Source organism: Nitrosospira sp. Nl5 (assembly GCF_900102495.1).
Lineage (GTDB): Bacteria > Pseudomonadota > Gammaproteobacteria > Burkholderiales > Nitrosomonadaceae > Nitrosospira.
In genome coordinates this window covers 1-18,024 of sequence record NZ_FMVQ01000001.1, presented here as the reverse complement: position 1 = coordinate 18,024, position 18,024 = coordinate 1, and the positions used below count along the sequence as shown (strand labels likewise).

Annotated in this window: 14 protein-coding genes, 1 tRNA gene and 1 pseudogene; 11 read left to right on the top strand and 5 right to left on the bottom strand. The window is 51.4% G+C overall.

The window, feature by feature from the left end; translation table 11 throughout:
* The first annotated feature begins 27 nt into the window (after positions 1-27).
* From BLP45_RS00080 to BLP45_RS00050, 6 genes are all read left to right on the top strand, one after another.
* Positions 28-114 (top strand) — tRNA-Leu (locus tag BLP45_RS00080).
* Positions 115-715: 601 nt separating this feature from the next.
* Positions 716-1,336, top strand: coding sequence for a hypothetical protein (locus BLP45_RS00075; RefSeq protein ID WP_143002349.1), 621 nt, complete (start codon positions 716-718; stop codon positions 1,334-1,336).
* Positions 1,333-2,130 carry a PEP-CTERM/exosortase system-associated acyltransferase gene (locus tag BLP45_RS00070; protein ID WP_090368591.1) on the top strand — a complete coding sequence of 266 codons (798 nt, stop codon included), beginning with the start codon at positions 1,333-1,335 and terminating at the stop codon, positions 2,128-2,130. The genes BLP45_RS00075 and BLP45_RS00070 overlap by 4 nt, the downstream gene beginning before the upstream one ends.
* 202 nt (positions 2,131-2,332) lie before the next feature.
* On the top strand, positions 2,333-2,779 hold the full coding sequence (locus BLP45_RS00060) for a type 2 periplasmic-binding domain-containing protein (protein ID WP_256327610.1): 447 nt from the start codon (positions 2,333-2,335) through the stop codon (positions 2,777-2,779).
* 4 nt (positions 2,780-2,783) lie between these two features.
* Entirely contained in the window at positions 2,784-4,043 is a 1,260-nt protein-coding gene (locus BLP45_RS00055) for an OprO/OprP family phosphate-selective porin (RefSeq protein ID WP_256327609.1), read from the top strand.
* Between the two features lie 11 nt (positions 4,044-4,054).
* Entirely contained in the window at positions 4,055-6,976 is a 2,922-nt protein-coding gene (locus BLP45_RS00050) for a bifunctional diguanylate cyclase/phosphodiesterase (protein WP_090368582.1), read from the top strand.
* A 360-nt stretch (positions 6,977-7,336) separates the two neighbouring features.
* Here BLP45_RS00050 and aroC read toward each other — a convergent pair whose 3' ends face one another.
* On the bottom strand, positions 7,337-8,509 hold the full coding sequence (gene aroC / locus BLP45_RS00040) for a chorismate synthase (protein WP_090368575.1): 1,173 nt from the start codon (positions 8,507-8,509) through the stop codon (positions 7,337-7,339).
* A gap of 79 nt (positions 8,510-8,588) precedes the next feature.
* On the opposite strand from aroC, the gene BLP45_RS14480 reads away from it, so the two are divergent.
* Positions 8,589-8,738, top strand: a complete 150-nt coding sequence (locus BLP45_RS14480) for a hypothetical protein (RefSeq protein WP_176754607.1) — start codon at positions 8,589-8,591, stop codon at positions 8,736-8,738.
* A 250-nt stretch (positions 8,739-8,988) separates the two neighbouring features.
* Here BLP45_RS14480 and BLP45_RS00035 read toward each other — a convergent pair whose 3' ends face one another.
* A complete protein-coding gene (locus tag BLP45_RS00035; RefSeq protein WP_090368572.1) occupies positions 8,989-10,470 on the bottom strand; it encodes a M17 family metallopeptidase in 1,482 nt (493 codons plus the stop codon).
* Between the two features lie 109 nt (positions 10,471-10,579).
* Here BLP45_RS00035 and BLP45_RS00030 point away from each other — a divergent pair, with 109 nt between their 5' ends.
* Both BLP45_RS00030 and BLP45_RS00025 read left to right on the top strand, forming a co-directional pair.
* A complete protein-coding gene (locus BLP45_RS00030; protein WP_090368569.1) occupies positions 10,580-11,374 on the top strand; it encodes a thymidylate synthase in 795 nt (264 codons plus the stop codon).
* Positions 11,371-11,895, top strand: coding sequence for a dihydrofolate reductase (locus tag BLP45_RS00025; protein WP_090368566.1), 525 nt, complete (start codon positions 11,371-11,373; stop codon positions 11,893-11,895). Before BLP45_RS00030 ends, BLP45_RS00025 begins: the two co-directional genes overlap by 4 nt.
* 103 nt (positions 11,896-11,998) lie before the next feature.
* Here the strand turns inward: BLP45_RS00025 and BLP45_RS00020 are convergent, their stop codons facing one another.
* The 3 genes from BLP45_RS00020 to apbC all read right to left on the bottom strand — a co-directional run bounded on the left by BLP45_RS00020 (position 11,999) and on the right by apbC (position 15,297).
* Positions 11,999-13,174 (bottom strand): type III PLP-dependent enzyme, encoded by a 1,176-nt coding sequence (locus tag BLP45_RS00020; RefSeq protein ID WP_090368563.1) that lies wholly within the window; start codon positions 13,172-13,174, stop codon positions 11,999-12,001.
* A gap of 372 nt (positions 13,175-13,546) precedes the next feature.
* On the bottom strand, positions 13,547-14,113 hold the full coding sequence (dcd, locus tag BLP45_RS00015; protein ID WP_090368560.1) for a dCTP deaminase: 567 nt from the start codon (positions 14,111-14,113) through the stop codon (positions 13,547-13,549).
* A gap of 95 nt (positions 14,114-14,208) precedes the next feature.
* Positions 14,209-15,297: an iron-sulfur cluster carrier protein ApbC gene (gene apbC / locus BLP45_RS00010; RefSeq protein ID WP_090368558.1), complete on the bottom strand. Its 1,089-nt coding sequence runs from the start codon at positions 15,295-15,297 to the stop codon at positions 14,209-14,211.
* A 280-nt stretch (positions 15,298-15,577) separates the two neighbouring features.
* Between apbC and metG the strand changes: the two genes are divergently transcribed.
* Both metG and BLP45_RS14825 read left to right on the top strand, forming a co-directional pair.
* On the top strand, positions 15,578-17,767 hold the full coding sequence (gene metG, locus BLP45_RS00005; protein ID WP_090368554.1) for a methionine--tRNA ligase: 2,190 nt from the start codon (positions 15,578-15,580) through the stop codon (positions 17,765-17,767).
* Between the two features lie 167 nt (positions 17,768-17,934).
* Positions 17,935-18,024 (top strand): annotated as a pseudogene (locus tag BLP45_RS14825) (serine protein kinase RIO); the annotation flags it as partial.

Here is an 18,024-nt window from a genome sequence, read left to right as displayed (position 1 = left end):
AATTGCGCGTCTGTCCCACCAGGCATTGCCCAGATGGCGGAATTGGTAGACGCACTAGGTTCAGGTCCTAGCGGTGGCAACACTGTGGAGGTTCGAGTCCTCTTCTGGGCACCATCCTTAAAACACGCCCTCGTCAAAATCGTCAGCGGCCCCGTTCTGAAGCTACCGGTTTTTTCGCGGTTTCGACACATGCTGTCGCCCTTACCCCAGAATTATAGCAGGCAGCAAAGCGAGGTATCGAACAAAAGGCTGTTTAAGACCATGCCGCTTAACAGGCGCTCGAACATGCGTTAAGTCCGCGGTGCAGACTGTGGTGAAAAGACATCACTTCCACAACCATAGCCTGAAATTTCAACTGAAAAAAAGATATCCCGCGCTCCCCGCAGACCAGCTTTGGCTAGAGATTAGCGCCAGTTTTGATAATTTCTAGCTGTAAAATCTTACAGCTATCCATGAATCTCAATCCGTTGTTTTATAGCACGTCGTCAATTAGCGACAGATGCTGAAACCGGGAAAAGAAAACCAGCGCTATACAAGGCGGAGGATTACCTTTTCGCCTTGCTAAGTATGGCGGTCGGACCAGGTGAAGTGGTGGGGTTTTTGGTTGCAGGGCGAGGACCAAACGGGCGCGGAGTAGTACGCAGGGCAGGGCAGCGCCTTCCGGAGAAGCACTGAAGCGTTATAGAGCGAGCGCGTGATAGGCGAGGATGAGAACGTGATCCTGTTTGATAATAATCAGTCCGAATTCGAATTCGGGAAAACATCGCCACTCCCCAGCGCCCGGTTTCTCTTTCATTATAGTTCAACGCCATATTGGCAAACGAACGACAGCAGCGCAGGGAATAGCCGGGCTCAACGACTCTATAGTGAAAGCATCCGAGCAAAAGAAGTTGTCACCGCACACGATATTCTTGATGCATGCTTCGCAACGGAGTCCATGCTGCGCAAACCACGCCGGAAGAGAATGAAGCTTGTCCCGCCATCACTTCTATCATTGTGGCATAAAAATACCGGTTTCTGTTCCCACAATACGACAGGGCAAGCTTTTCTGCTCAGCGATGATGGCATCTGCCCATTCAGTCCATATTTTTTAGCATGCATGGATGATCAGAAATGCTTCCTCCAGCTGACCCTATTCATATTTCATCCTGTCCACAGGTTAATGATATCGGGTCCCGAAAGCTTTTCTACCCCGTATCGTGAAGGCGGCATGCAACCAGATACCCGCGAAAACAAACCCCGGCGGATCAGTCCGGGTGCAACCGGCAATCGATCCCGGCGAAGTCATTTTAAAAAAATTGAGATTTCCATTAAAGTTAGGGGCTTCTTCCAATGAACGACATAGTGATCGCCTTTAACGAATATTTTGAAATTATCGACGCCCGTTCTCCGGAACTGTTGCGCGATGTATTTCACCTGCGTTATCGAGTGTATTGTATCGAGCAACGTGCGCCGGGATTTGACGCATCAAACTATCCCACCGAGATGGAAAGCGACAGCTACGACCGTCATTCATCCCATATACTCCTACGGCACCGTCCATCCGGTGAATTTGTCGGAACGGCGCGCCTGATACTCCCCGATCCACTGGATCCAAAAAAGCTGTTTCCTACCGAGCAGCACACCCAATTTGATCCCACACTCATTGACACCAGCAGGCTATCTCGGCAAAACACCGGGGAAATATCGCGCTTAGTCGTTATACGCCGATTCAGCCGGCGGAGAGACGAACTATTCCATGCAATTGAGAATGGAACGAGTATCGAAAAATGGACCCCGGCAAAACAGCGGCGCTTCCCTCATCCTATGCTGGCCCTTGCCGTTGGCATCATACATATGTCGGTAGAACACAATATCACCCACTGGTTCTCGGTGATGGAGCCCGCCTTGAACAGACTGTTGGGACTCTATGGGCTACAACTCGATCCTATCGGGCCGATAATCGATCACCATGGCCTACGCCAGCCTTACTACGTCAATCTGATCGAGATGTTGGAAAGGATGTATAAAGATTACAACCAGTATTGGGAACTGGTTACCGACTATGGCAGAGTCAGCCCAATATCCAGCCGCCACGTATCCGGGCCCGGCATCGGATTCTCAGCATTATCGGTAAAGGCTGAACGATAAATATTCAAAGATTTTTACAGCTTTACCTATTGCATCCGTTATTAATGTGCTGGTGAGGCTAAACAATAAATGAGACAAGGCTTGCAGGTAACGCTGCGCTGTCACAATCCGGTCCATTTCACGTTCATCCATTTTTCTTTCGTTGATCTCAACCTCAATCCGGTTTCTGCGGACCCGATGAATCGGATGAATTATATAAATCGTGACAGTTAGCATAAATATTGGCCGTTTCATCCTATTCGTATGTCTGCTGCTCGGCATAATTTATGCAGGGACTGCCAGAGCAACGGAGCCGTATGAGATCGTGACTTACCCGGGTGTCAAGGAGAAAACTCTCTCCAAGAATTCCCTTCGCGCCATCTTTGGCATGCGCCTTCATATCTGGCCGGACGGTGCCGCCGTCAGAGTATTTGTGATGCCCGACGATTCACCCCTGCACGCCGCCTTCTCCAAAGAAAAGCTGAATGTTTTTCCATATCAATTACGTTCGGCATGGGACCGGCTGGTATTTTCCGGCACGGGGCAAGCGCCTACCACCGTAGGTTCCCCCGAGGAAATGCTTGCCAGGGTTGCCAGCACGCCAGGAGCAATCGGCTATTTAACCAAATCCAAGATAGATGACAGAGTCAATGTCCTCGAAATCAAATAACAGCATGCGTAACCGTTTTGTCGGGGCAATCATTCTAATTGCCCTGCCGGCCCTCCTGTGGAGTTTACCCGCGCAAGCTGAAAAACTGCTAAAACTGCCAAAACTGCCCGAACTGCCGAAACTGCCGGAGCTGCCGAAACTACCTCACAACCTGCAAATTCACGGCTTCGCAAGCCAGTCGTGGCTAAAAAGTTCGGATAATAACGTTTTCGGAAAAAGCAGTTCCGATAGCGGCAGCTTCGGGTTCACCGAAGTCGGATTGAATGCTTCCATGCGGCCGTTGACCAGGTTGCAATTTTCGGCGCAAATGCTGTCACGCCGGGCTGGCGAAGGTAGCCCCGGCAACGTCCGCCTCGATTATGGGTTCATGGATTACACCTATTTCTCCGGAGAGAGCAGTCAACTGGGAATACGCCTGGGCAGAATGAAAACTCCCTTGGGCTTCTACAATGACACGCGTGACGTTCCCTTCACGCGGCCGAGCATTCTGCTGCCCCAGTCCATCTACTTCGACCGTACACGCAAGCTCGCGCTTGCCGCCGACGGCGTGCATTTATACGGGGAGCGCCGTTCCGATATGGGAGATATTTCCTTTCAGGCTGGCGTAGTGCGGCCCCTGGTTCGCGGCGATGAAGCCGAAGTAGCCGTGTTTCAGCAACTGTTGCCGGGGCATTTGGCCCCCGAAATATCCTATACCAGCCGCGTGAATTACGACCTGGACGGCGGACGCATCCGCTTTGCGGTCAGCGCGTCACAGCTGAACATGAGCTACGCTCCCGGTGCGGTTGATGGACTTCGCGCAGGCTCGGTTCGCTTTACGCCCTTAATTTTCTCCGCGCAATATAACGCCGAACGCTGGAGCCTGACTTCGGAATATGCACTCCGCCGCCTTGAATATAACAATTTCGGCGTCATACCCAATCTGGATTTTGTCGGCGAGAGCTATTACTTTCAAGGCGCCTATCGGTTTACCCCCGAGTGGGAGGCTGTCGTTCGTTATGATGTTCTCCATACGGACAGGGATGATCGCGATGGAAGCAAATGGGCGGCCTCACCGGCCAGCCGAGGGCGCCCCGCCCATACCCGCTATGCCAAAGATATCACTGTCGGTCTGCGCTGGAATGTCACGCCGGAATTCATGCTGCGCGCCGAATATCACAACGTCAATGGCACCGGCTGGCTCTCGACCCTGGATAACCCTAATCCCGGTGACCTGGTTCAGCGCTGGCATCTTTTCTCGGTCCTCGGTTCCTATCGGTTCTAGAGACGATGCCGATGGAACAGAAACTCCATAAAGGTACGGCAGAACGTGATGGTACCGAAAGGTCCAGGCCATACAAATTTTTGGGCCTGAAATGGAAAGTCCTGTTGTTAAGCAGCTTGATACTGTTCGCTATCGTCGCGTCGTTCAGTGTAATCACCTACTCAAGCCTGATAGATAATTTCGAACGCCAAAGAGATGTACAACATCAGCGTTATGCCAGCGAAGTTGAAGGCTTGATCGAGCAAATTTCGCAGAATCTGCATCAGCTTGCAGGATTGATTCCTTTTTTGGAGGGGATGGCGCCGGTGCTGCTCGCGAGCAACGGAAAAGATATCTCTGAAACATTCGATCCGCACTGGACACCGTTGCAACTCAATAAGGGTATCGAACTGATACGCTTCTACGGTAGCTCAAATCAGCTTCTGGCAAGCTGGGGCGGCGACAAACCCGATACGCATGGAAACGATCTCATAACGAATTGGGTCCGTGAGGTCAATGCCCGAGAACAGCCCATCAGCCCTTTCAATTGCGAGGAAAGTTGCATGCAGTTCGCCGTAGCGCCTTTGCTGGTAGAAGGAATCAGTGTTGGCGTAGTAGTCATCGGCGCACCTCTGGTTGACGCTATTTTAGGATTCAAGAATATTTCAGGCGCGGATATCGGTTTGCTCATTAAAGAGCAAAGTGGCGTTCCAAAAGGTAGCGACGCGAGAATTTCAAACTGGGGCGTGCGGGTTGCGGCCCTCACCAGCAGCGAGAGAAATCGCGCGATTCTCAATAGCGTTGCGCAGCAATATCCAAGTTTTAACAGCCTGGAAAATGGGGTTCAGGGTTTCTGGGGCGATCGTCATCAGCAAATAAAACTGCTTTCCCTGGGAAGAGTCAGCGCATCCGACAAGGCACAGTTGGTCGTTATCACCGATATCACTTCCACTATCCATACGATTCGCAGTTCGACCCAACAGAATATGATAATCGGTCTTGTGGGACTCTTGCTCTCCGAAATATTATTATTTGTAATTCTTACGAAACCACTGTCGCGGCTCAAACACATCGTTTTTACTTTGCCCCTCCTGGCTCGCAGCAGCTTTAAGGATTTCCGCTCCTCACTTCATTCTGCCGGTCACAAACAATGGCTAAATAATGAAATTGACATGCTCGATGAAACAGCGGTCGCCCTGTCCTATCAACTCGAAAAACTTGAAAATCAGGTCGCGGACCGGACGCGGATTCTTGCGAGGAAAATGGATGAATTAAGCAAGGAGAGAGATTTCATTACAAACCTCCTTGATATCGCTCAGGTGATTGTGCTGACACAAAACGTCAATGGTGAAATTCTCACGCTTAATGCCCATGGCGAGACGCTGATTCAGTATACGGAAAAAGAATTGCGCGGAAAGCCTTTCATCGAGCTTCTTGTTCTCGAAGGTGATCTGCAAGACCTGCCTGCCCATCTCGAGGAAGTGCGGTCTGAACAAAGGGAACAACTGCGTCATGAAGCGAATATATTGTGTAAGGATGGATCAGCGCGTCATATTCTCTGGCTGCATTCCCGTCTGACACGGCATACCGCGGAGGACCCGGCAATGTTATCGGTAGGCCTCGACATGACGGAACACAAGCGCACGGAGGGCAGGCTGGCTTGGCTCGCCGATCATGATCCGCTGACGGATTTATTCAACCGGCGCCGCTTTCAGGAAGAGTTGGAGCAGATGCTCAATTTAGCTGCCCGTTATAACTATTCGGGTGCGCTGCTCTTTTTCGACCTGGACCAGTTCAAGTACATTAATGATACGAGCGGCCACCAGGCCGGCGATGCGTTGCTGAAGATGATCGCGCGCATGTTGCTTGGCAGCATTCGCAGCGTCGACATACTCGGGCGTCTGGGTGGAGATGAATTTGCGGTGATTTTGCCTCAAACCACTGCGGAAGGGGCAATAGAGGTTGCAAAAAATGCTCTGATCTCTCTCAGTCAGGGAAAATTGACGATAAACGGACGAGCGCATAAAGCTTCAGCCAGCATTGGTATTGCCCTCTTCCCGGAACATGGAAATAATGTTCATGATCTGCTGGCGGCGGCTGATCTCGCCATGTATCAGGCAAAGGAAGCGGGGCGTGGAGGCTGGCATCTGTTCTCTGACGAGGAGAAGACCCGTGAGCGCATGCATACCCTTGTATATTGGAAAGAGAAGATTGAATATTCTTTTTTGCATGACAAATTCTTCTTCCACTTTCAACCTATCATGCATATTCCGAGTAGAACCATCGACCATTACGAGGTACTGCTGCGCATGCCTGACAACGATGGAGCCATACTTGCTCCCCACCTCTTTATACCCGCGGCAGAACAGACCGGCCTGATTCATGCCATTGATCATATGGTGTTGCGGAAATCCATTGCGCTCTCGGCCGAAATTCAGCATCGCGGGCACAACGTGCGTTTTTCCATCAACTTGTCCGCCCATGCATTTCATGATCCGGAGTTGTTATCGATCTTGACCGAAGCTTTCGTTCACTATGGCGCGGATCCAACAATGTTCATGTTCGAAATAACCGAGACGGCGGCTTTAGAAGATCTACCCGCTGCGCGGAAGCTCATGGAAACGATCAAGATGCTCGGTTGCAGTTTTACCCTGGATGATTTTGGCGTGGGCTTTTCTTCCTTTTATTACATCAGGCAACTTCCGATTGATGTAGTAAAAATCGACGGCTCGTTTATACGAAATTTGGCCGACAGTCCGGACGATCAAATCCTGGTAAGAGCTTTATGTGACGTAGCGAGAGGATTCGGGAAGAAGACAACGGCCGAGTTCGTAGAGAACTCAGCCACACTTTCCGTGCTTGAAAGAATGGAGGTGGACTATGCGCAGGGCTATTTTATCGGGATGCCAGCCCCAGCCAGCGAATCGCCCTTAAAGGATCTCCTGGGAGAATGAGCTGGTAAATTTATTGGAGCTCGAAAGAAAGCAATCAAACTGATTTGCTGGGAGTTTACTTATTGGTAGGATGCGTATTCATTTACAGCCGGGTAGGTGGTAGCTCTTTCTGTTAGCTCGCAAGGAGCCTTCTCAGCGTGATTACCCAGATAGGTATTTGCATGGGAAGCGATTAATATCATGACAGCCAGCGCAAAAATTCTTTTCAGGTCCATCTTCCCCATGCTCTCCGAATAATTTTCGGTCTCCATTTTCATATAAAAGTGGTGGCCGGATTATTAACAGCATCTTACCGAGTTTGGGGATTTGGACAATTGGACTTAAGTACACCCTCACGGTCCAGGCGGCGGCCTCCGGTATTCAAGCCTCGTCCGGTTCCGGGTTTTCCGCGAAGTCCGGTCCTGCCTCAAGACGGGACGGAATAGATCCTTCCTTGCCAATTTTGCCGGGAATTTTAGGCATTGTACATACGACGTCGGCATTCTGCGCACGGTGGCGCAGGGCATGATCCATCAGCACCAATGCCAGCATTGCCTCGGCGATGGGAGTGGCGCGAATCCCCACGCAGGGATCGTGCCTGCCGTGAGTTGTCATGATCACCGGCTTTCCGGATTTGTCTACCGAGCGGCGTTCCAGGCGGATGCTTGAAGTGGGCTTGATGGCAATATTAACGACGATATCCTGACCGGTGGAAATACCGCCTACTATGCCGCCTGCGTTGTTGCTCAAAAAACCTTCCGGGGTGATTTCATCAGAGTGCTCGGTGCCCTTCTGGGCAACAGCCGTAAAGCCTGCGCCAATCTCCACCCCTTTTACCGCATTGATGCTCATCATTGCGTAGGCAATTTCCGCATCCAGGCGATCATACACAGGCTCGCCCCAACCGACCGGCACACCTTCCGCTACCACGCTGATCTTCGCGCCGACCGAGTCGCCGGACTTGCGCAGCTTATCCATGAATTGTTCAAGATGCGGTACAAGGCTGGCGTCCGCGGCAAAAAATGGATTCTGGTGAACCACGTCCCACTGTTTGAACGGAACTTCCATTGGTCCCATCTGCGCCATAAAACCGCGTATTACCACCCCATATTTAGCAAATAGCCATTTTCTTGCAATCGCCGCCGCCGCAACGCGTACGGCAGTCTCGCGTGCGGAGGAACGCCCGCCTCCCCGGTAATCACGTATTCCGTATTTCTGCCAGTAGACATAGTCCGCGTGCCCGGGGCGGAATGTATCCATGATTTTGCTATAGTCCTTGCTGCGCTGATCTTCGTTACGAATCAGCAGCGCAATAGGCGTGCCGGTGGTCTTGCCCTCGAACACCCCGGAGAGGATTTCCACCGTATCGGATTCACGCCGCTGGGTGACATGACGGGAAGTACCGGGCTTACGCCGATCCAGGTCCTTCTGGATATCCGCGGCAGATAATTCCATCCCGGGCGGACAACCATCGACCACGCAACCAATGGCGGGGCCGTGGGATTCTCCAAAAGACGTGACGCAAAAAAGCTTGCCGAGAGTATTGCCAGACATTTTGTTTTTCTCGCTAAATCAATGCGTCAAGTTTAACATATCCCCTCTACTCCGCATTTCATCTACCGGTGGATTCACCATGACAAAACCTGATCCCGATAAACTCAAAGGCCCGGGCGGTCTTGCTCTGCGCCCGGTTCATGCACAGGTAAAATTGAGCACGAGCCGCGATCGATTGGCACGCGTACAGAAAAGATCCCCACAGGCGATCAGCCTCGGCCGCTGGTAGCGGTTTGTCCGTTACGTATGGGGACAGAGATAAAGGAAAATCATGACGCCATGCTGATAACAGGGGGTAAAGCTCACGACGTCAAGCTTGCGAGCTTAATAGTATTATCAGGCAAGTTACCCGATGATTCTATGCAGGATGGGTAAAGCGCGGCGTAACCCCACCAACACAAAGACAGCAGGCTGGATACCGGTGTCGCGGGTGAGGTGTAGAAGTACCAAATGATGGGGCGCTAAAACAGCTGGGCATATCAGTCCGTCTGAAGTACCTCCCCCAGCATCTCAATTCCCCACGCCACACCAAAGCCCGTAACATCGCTCCCAACCGCGCCCAGTCCCCCTTTGTGATGATTGGCGGAGAGATCCATATGCAGCCAGGCTATATCACGCACAAAGCGGCTGAGAAAACGGGCAGCGAGAATGTGGTCTGCCTCGCCTTCCAGAGTACACTGCTTAATATCGGCAATTGTACTTTCCAGCTCCGTGTCGTAATCGGCGTCCATTGGAAATGCCCAGATTCGTTCGCCACTTGATTTTCCCGCTATCAGCGCCTTCCGTATCAGGTCCTCCCGATTACTGAGAATGCCGCTGTAATGCGATCCGAGCGCCGTGTGCATGCTACCGGTCAAGGTCGCGAAATCCATCATCATGTCCGGCTTCCGTTTCGCCGCCAGATCCAGCGTATCTGCGAGCACCATCCGGCCCTCGGCGTCGGTATGGATAATCTCGATGGTGGTTCCATTTAAGGCTGTTATGACGTCGTTCTGTTTATAAGCACGGGGGCTGATATGGTTTTGAGCGATGGCGAGCCAGCAATCGATATTCACTGGCAGATCGGCGCGGGTCGCGGCCAACAAAAGGCCCAATGCTACCGCCGAGCCGTTCATGTCCTCGTGCATGCCATGCATGTAGCGAGCCGGCTTCAAGTTATGGCCCCCCGTATCAAAGCAGATGCCTTTGCCGACCAGCGCCACAGTTTTGTTCGCATTCTTGACGACCCGTTGCAAATGCACAATCGCGGCATCTTCAGGGTCACTACCCTGGGCTACAGCCACAAACGCACCTGCACCCATTTTACGCAGCGTCTTGACGTCAAATTCCTGATATTTCCAGCCTTCGCCGGCTGCAAGTTTCCTGACGTGCTTGCGATAAAGTCCCGGCGTCAATTCGTTGGGCGGCAATACCGTGAGTTTGCGCGTGAGCAGATTGCCTTCCGCCTTGGCGCGGAGTAACGCAAACTTGCCTGCTTCCTTGTATCCGTGCAGCACGAGTCTCGCCAACGGCTTCCTGCCCGCTTTTTTCTTGTCGGTTTTGCGCAACGGCAATACCGGACCGTTGATCCAGGCGGCATATACCGCCAGTTGCGCAAATGCGCGCTTTTCGTCTGTATCGCCATAAACCGCAAGATGTATTTCAGCGGGACTTTCGTCCAGCAGCATCTGGGCGGCTTTGCGAACGATGGTTTGCTGCTCGAATATGGATTGGCTTGAATCCACCATCACCCAGACGCACAACGCGCCGCCTGTGAGATTAGCGGCCGCCATACCGCCAATCTCCTCGAACTGTATCTTGCGCCGCGCCAACAAGGCTTCCAGTACGCCTTTACCTGGAAAATCAAACTTCTTCTGAAGCGTATCCGGTGATTTGCCCGACTTTGGCAGCACCACCAGAATGTGCATGGCCTTGCTTGATTCGCTTAGGGGGGACGCATTCTGCGTCAATGTTGCCAACATATTGGCGGCCTATCTTGTAAAATATAAGTCCACTATTATATACGCCACGCGCCTATTCTGCCCGCCGCATCCTTAGCTCAAGTAGGACTTTTCCATTGCCTGATTTCCTATGCGCCAGTATCTCGAACTAATGCAACATGTGCTCAAGCACGGGCACAATAAATCGGACCGCACCGGCACCGGCACCCTTTCCGTATTCGGCTACCAGATGCGTTTCGACTTGTCAGAAGGCTTCCCCCTGGTAACCACCAAAAAATGCCACGTGAAATCCATCATTCACGAATTACTATGGTTTTTGCGAGGTGACACCAATATTAAATATTTAAAGGACAATGGCGTTTCCATCTGGGATGAGTGGGCCGACGAGAACGGCGGCCTCGGCCCAATCTATGGCCGTCAATGGCGATCCTGGCCGGGTCCGGATGGACAGCATATCGATCAGATCACGCAGGTAATCGAACAGATCAGGAATAATCCTGACTCCCGGCGCATAATTGTTTCATCGTGGAATGTGGGTGAGCTGCATGAAATGAAATTGTCGCCGTGTCACGCCCTTTTTCAGTTTTACGTCGCCGGTGGAAAGCTTTCATGCCAGCTTTATCAGCGCAGTGCCGATATTTTCCTGGGCGTCCCGTTCAACATTGCCTCCTACGCCCTGCTCACGCAGATGGTGGCGCAAAGTTGCAATTTGAAACCAGGGGACTTTGTGCATACCCTCGGCGACGCGCACCTCTACCTCAACCATTTGACACAAGCACAAGAACAGCTAAGCAGGAAACCAAGAGCGTTGCCGGTAATGAAACTGAACCCGGCAGTGCATGACATCCTCGATTTCAAATATGAAGATATCATGCTCGAGGGTTATGATCCTTATCCGGCGATCAAGGCGCCAGTCGCAGTATGACCCGCCAGCGTCTTTCTCTCCTGGTGGCAATGTCTCAAAATCGCGTCATTGGCAAAGATAACGTATTGCCCTGGCGGCTGCCGTCCGATCTGAAGCGCTTCAAGGCGCTCACCATGGGCCATTCCATCATCATGGGGCGCAAGACTTACGAATCCATCGGAAAGCCGTTGCCCGGGCGCACCTGTATTATTGTCACACGCCGACCAGATTACGAAGTCGAGGGTGCTATCGTCGTGGGCTCGATCCCTGAAGCGCTGGACGTTTGCTACAAAAAAACGACGGATATGGAGACTGAAAGCTTTGTGATCGGCGGGACGGAAATATTCCGCCAAACCCTGCCGCTATGCAATCGGTTGTATCTTACCGAGATCCAAAGAGATTTCGACGGTGATGTGCTATTTCCCGAATTCAATTACGACGAATGGCGTGAGACCTCTCGTGAGAAATACCGTCTGGATGAAGACAATGGGTTGGAGTACGATTTTGTAATACTTGACCGCAAAAATCTGATTCAAGGATAAATCAATCCAACGTTGAAAGCTGTAAAAAAATGGCGGGCACATTATCGTCCCGCCATCCTTATTTCTGTTTCTGAAAATTCTGCTTATCTTGGCAGTCTCATCGTTACAATACGACCACATCCGGTAACGGAAAGCCATTGAAATTGCTGGCGTAGGCGGTAGTGTAGGCGCCTGCATTGGGGATATAGATGAAGTCGCCTTCCTGAATGTCCTCCGGCAGCATTTCGTCACGCATCAGGATATCCACTGAATCACACGTAGGTCCGGCAATTGACCAGGGAATGTCATGCCCGGTACGGTCTGAAAGAATTTCATAGCGCAGCCCCTCGGTGACTTCGATCACGCCGCCAAACATTCCTGCATCCCAGTACATCCAGCGCTTGCCGTTGCGGGTGGCGGTGCCTACCACGCGGCAGACGAAATAAGCCGCGTCCGATACCAGGTAGCGCCCCGGCTCGGCCATGATGCGAATATCCTTCGGCAAGTCCGCGATGGCGGCATTCACCACCTCTCCTATTATTTCAATCGAAGGAATCGGCTTCATATGGCGTACCGGGTAGCCCCCACCGATATTGAGCAAGCGCGGCGTCAACCCTACGCGCCGCATGTCACTAAAAACCTTTTTGGCCCGCTCGATGCCAACTCTCCAGTTCTGCGGATTACGGCACTGCGATCCCACATGGAACGTCACGCCCGCGAGATCGGCTTTAAGTTTCGCCGCCTCGCTAATAATGCCTTTGATCTCGGCGGCATGAGTGCCAAATTTTCCTGCCAGTGGCCAATCGCTGCCGATATTGGGGGTATCTATGCGCAAATACAGTTTGGCATCCGACTTGACACTCACAATTTTACGTAGCTCTTCGACACTATCCAGTACGTACCATTCGACGCCTTTGGAAGCTGCGTATTCCAGATAGGCTCGTGATTTCATCGGATTGCTATAATAAATCTCCGCAGCGGGTACGCCCAGGCTCATCAAGAGATCCAGTTCAGAGATGGAGGCAATTTCAAATCCGGCACCTTCCTCGATCAGGGTTCTCAGCACGCGCGGCTCGGGATTGGCCTTGACTGCGTAATGCGGCTGTACCAGCGGCATGGCAGCTTTGAAACGACGGGCTTTATTGCGGATAATGTTGCTGTCAACCAGCAGGAACGGCTTGCTGTAGCCATTTTTCAGGGCTGCCTGGACATATTCAAAATCCAGGCTCACTTCGGGATGGGTGTCGAATACAGCTTCGGCTTCTACTTTTTTACGTAGAGCGGTAGTGCGCATTTGCATGAGAGTCTTCCTTCAGGGAGGCTACGTTACGGGAATATGGATGTTTACCAGATCAGCCGAACCGAAATAGTTTGCTTTGCTTTTCATGATGACCTCCTGTTCTTAATACGTCGGAAAAAAAGCGGATTATAAACGTCATTCCGCGGGAATCAAGCGTTTTTTTCAGATTAAAAAAAATGACATAGTCCCGAGAAAATTCTCTCAAAAAATCCACTCCACATCATATGAGTCATGCTAGCCTGGAAGGAAGATATTGGGGGGGACATCCCCCTACAGCGCTACAATTTGTGGTTTCTGCAGAAATATGCTAAAACTGCGGCGGCGCTCGTTCTGGTTCCTTTCGCAGCGGGATGTCTCGTTCCTGCAACAAAATCAGATCTTCGGCAAGGTTACACCATGCTGACCCTGATATTTTCCGCCGCGATCCTTGTACGAAATCTCGCATACTTCATCTGATTCAAAGAAAATGACCTGGGCAACCCCCTCATTTGCATAAATCTTGGCGGGAAGGGGTGTGGTATTGGAAAACTCCAAAGTGACATAGCCCTCCCATTCCGGCTCAAACGGGGTGACGTTAACGATAATGCCGCAACGCGCATAAGTGGATTTTCCCAGGCAGATAGTCAGCACATTGCGCGGAATGCGAAAATACTCAACGGTGCGCGCAAGCGCGAACGAATTGGGCGGGATGAGGCAAACATCGCTTTTCACATCGACGAAAGAGTTGGAATCAAAATTCTTGGGATCGACGATGGCGGAATTGATATTGGTGAACAGTTTGAACTCATCCGAGCAGCGAATATCATAGCCATAACTCGACGTTCCATATGAAACGATCTTGTGGCCGTTCACATGCTTGATCTGATTGGGCTCGAAAGGTTCAATCATGCGATGTTCCGCCGCCATGCGACGTATCCATTTGTCGGATTTTATAGTCATTTTTAGGATGAAAGTGGCTAAACGATGTTAGGGGTGAACAGGCGGCAAATGAACCACGGACCGGCGGCCATTTCGCTCGCCGGTTTCGCGAGTTATCACGTATCCTGAATCACAATCTTTGCGAATAACGCAGAGTGATCCAGCGACAGTTCGTCGATCTTGACCGCGAGGCGGCGCGCAATGCGGCGATAAGTTTCCGCTACGCGTCCCTCTGGATCGGCGACCACTGTGGGAGCTCCGGAATCCGTATGTTCGCGGATTTTAATGTCGAGCGGCAAGTCCCCCAGAAATTCCACATCATAATCCTTGCACATTTTCTCGCCGCCGCCGGTGCCAAAAATATGCTCCTCCTGTCCGCATTTGGAACAGATGTGAGTACTCATGTTTTCGACAATGCCGATAATTGGGATACCCACTTTCTCGAACATCTTGAGCCCCTTGCGTGCGTCAAGCAGTGCGATATCCTGCGGCGTGGTAACAATAATGGCGCCGGTAACCGGCACTTTTTGTGCAAGGGTTAACTGGATATCACCGGTGCCTGGCGGCATATCCACGATGAGGTAATCCACGTCGTTCCATCGCGTGTCGTTCAACAATTGCTGCAATGCCTGGGTAACCATCGGTCCGCGCCACACCATTGGCGTTTCCACGTCTATCAGGAAACCAATTGACATGGCCTGGATGCCGTGCGCTTTCATCGGTTCGATGCTTTTGCCATCGGGAGATTCGGGGCGGCCAGTGATCCCCAGCATCTGCGGTTGTGAAGGACCATAGATATCGGCGTCCAGAATCCCGACGGAAGCGCCCTCGGCGGCCAGGGCCAACGCCAAGTTTACTGCTGTGGCGGACTTTCCCACGCCGCCCTTGCCGGACGCCACGGCAATGATATTCTTCACTCCGGGGATGAGTTTTACCCCCCGTTGGACGCTGTGGGAAACAATCTTGCTCGTGATATTTACATTCACGTTGCCAATACCGGGAATGCTTTTGAGTTGGTCAACCACCTGTTTCCGAATACCTTCGATCACGCTTTTTGCCGGATAACCGAGCACAATATCAAGCGATACGTTATCGCCCTCTATTTTTATGTTGCGCGCTTCATTGCTGGCCACATAATCCTTGCCCGTGCTGAGATCGGTAATTTGCCCGAGGGCGAATTGTACTTGCTGTTCTGAGATAGCCACGTTATCACTCCTTTGTCCTACGGCAACAAACCGGTGCCCCGGATATTAACAAATATCACGGTCGAGAATCTGGGGGCCGGAAAAATTAAAGCAACAATAGATCGAGAACGAATATGCTGAACAGGGGCTCGCAAATCTGTAGCTGGATTGCATATTGCCCCGATCAACAAGAACTGGAGAGCTCAGTTAGAAATCACTCTCTATCGGCCCCCTTCAGTTCAACAGACCGCCAGGCCCGCAGTTTGTTACAATTGTATTTGGCTATTTCTATAGATAATTGATGAACAAACGAAAAATTCTGGTCACTTCAGCCTTGCCTTATGCCAACGGAAGCATTCATCTCGGCCATCTGGTGGAGTACATCCAGACGGACGTATGGGTCCGCTTCCAGAAAATGCAAGAGCACGAGGTGCATTATGTGTGTGCGGATGACACGCATGGCACGCCGATTATGCTTCGCGCTGAACAAGAAGGGATTACACCCAGGCAACTGATAGATCGAGTATGGCATGAACATAAGGCCGATTTTGATGGGTTTCATGTCGATTTCGATAATTTTTACACTACCGATTCGCCCGAGAACCAGGAATTTTGCGAAGATATCTACCGAAAACTCGAAGCAAGGGATTTGATTGCCAAACGCCCGGTCGAACAATTCTATGACCCGGTCAAACAGATGTTTTTGCCGGACCGATACATCAAGGGTGAATGTCCGAATTGCCATGCCAAAGATCAATACGGCGACTCCTGCGAGGCTTGTGGCGCCACATATTCACCGACCGATGTAATCAACCCTTACTCGACTGTATCGGGAGCAAAACCGGAACGCCGGTCTTCGAAGCACCATTTCTTCAGACTTTCCGACCCGCGCTGCAAGGCATTTCTTGAAGAGTGGGTGTTTGAATCATTTGAAGGACAATCCGGTACGGCGGTGGAACTGAAACCGCGGCTGCAGCCTGAAGCAGCCAATAAAATGAATGAGTGGCTTTCGGGCGGATTGGCGGATTGGGACATTTCCCGGGATGCCCCTTATTTTGGCTTCCCGATTCCCGGCACAGGACGCAAGAAATTTTTCTATGTCTGGCTGGACGCCCCTGTGGGGTACTTCGGCAGCTTCAGGAATTACTTCAAGCAGAAGCAGCGATCGCAGGCAGAAATCGACGAATTTCTACAGCCCGGCGGCAATACCGAAATGGTGCATTTCATCGGGAAGGACATCCTCTACTTCCACGCCCTGTTTTGGCCGGCAATGCTGAAATTCTCCGGTTACCGCACTCCAACCCAGATATACGCCCATGGATTCCTTACCGTCAACGGACAGAAGATGTCCAAATCCCGCGGCACTTTCATTACCGCGGAGAGCTATTTGAGACAGGGGCTCAATCCAGAATGGCTGCGCTATTACTATGCCGCCAAGCTCAACGACACCATGGAAGACATCGATCTCAACTTCGATGACTTCATTGCACGCGTGAACAGCGATCTGGTGGGAAAATATATCAATATCGCCAGCAGATGCTCCGGTTTCATCACCAGGAGATTTGGGGGGAAGCTCATCCATACCATTTCAGAAGCCAATAGAAAATGGTTCAATCAATTTCTCTTCTGCCAGCTTGGAGAGGGAGATACCTTCCTTGGTCGCCACGTCTCAATTGCACATTTTTATGATCACAGGGAATACGGCAAGGCAATAAAGGAAATCATGCTGGCGGCAGACGTCGCCAATCAATACGTGGACCGGATGAAACCATGGGAACTGGCAAAAAATAGTGCGAAACACGCGGAGCTGCATGAAGTATGTAGCGTGGCCTTGAATATGTTCCGCATTCTGACTATTTATTTAAAACCAGTTCTGCCAAAACTTGCCACAGAAGCGGAGCGGTTTCTCGGAGTGAGTCCTCTCGTCTGGAAGGATGCCAGCTCACAAAACAGATTATTACCTGATGGCCACCAGATTAACGATTACGAACACCTTATGACCCGCATCGATCCCAAACAGATCGAGAAGCTGATCGAGGTCAATAAAGAAAGCCTCCAGCCACCACAAATCAAACCTGCGCAAACTATGGAAAACAATTCCTCCACCCCCTCCACCCCCTCCTCCCCTTCCCGTAATGGAGAGAACGTAAAAGGCGACACGTCGGCAATGATGACCATCGACGAGTTCGCCAGAATGGATCTCAGGGTAGCAAGAATCGTCAATGCCGAGCAAATAGCAGGCGCGGATAAATTACTGAAGCTCACCCTGGACACTGGTACGGAACAGCGCACCGTGTTCGCCGGCATAAAATCAGCCTATGACCCCGAACAGCTCAAGGGCCGCCTGACTGTGATGGTGGCGAATCTCGCACCGCGCAAGATGAAATTCGGCATATCGGAGGGAATGGTGCTGGCCGCAAGTGACGGGAACGACGGACCGTATCTGCTTGCTCCGGATGAAGGAGCACAGCCTGGGATGAAGGTAAAATAAACGGCTGTATAAACCAAAGCCTGAAACAGGTTCTTTAGCAGGCACGATAATGAATCGCGCCGTGATGCCAGCAGAAGAAACCTGCTGCTGCATCATTTTAATTCCTCTTGAATTGACAAGGATAGATGAACAGCGTGCGACAGATATTGCACGCTCACCCAACGCCCATGAAAATCCCGAAAAGAATTGAACCGCTCATCGAGGAGGGCATCATTGATGAGGTCCTCTACCAGCTCATGAGCGGCAAAGAAGCCATG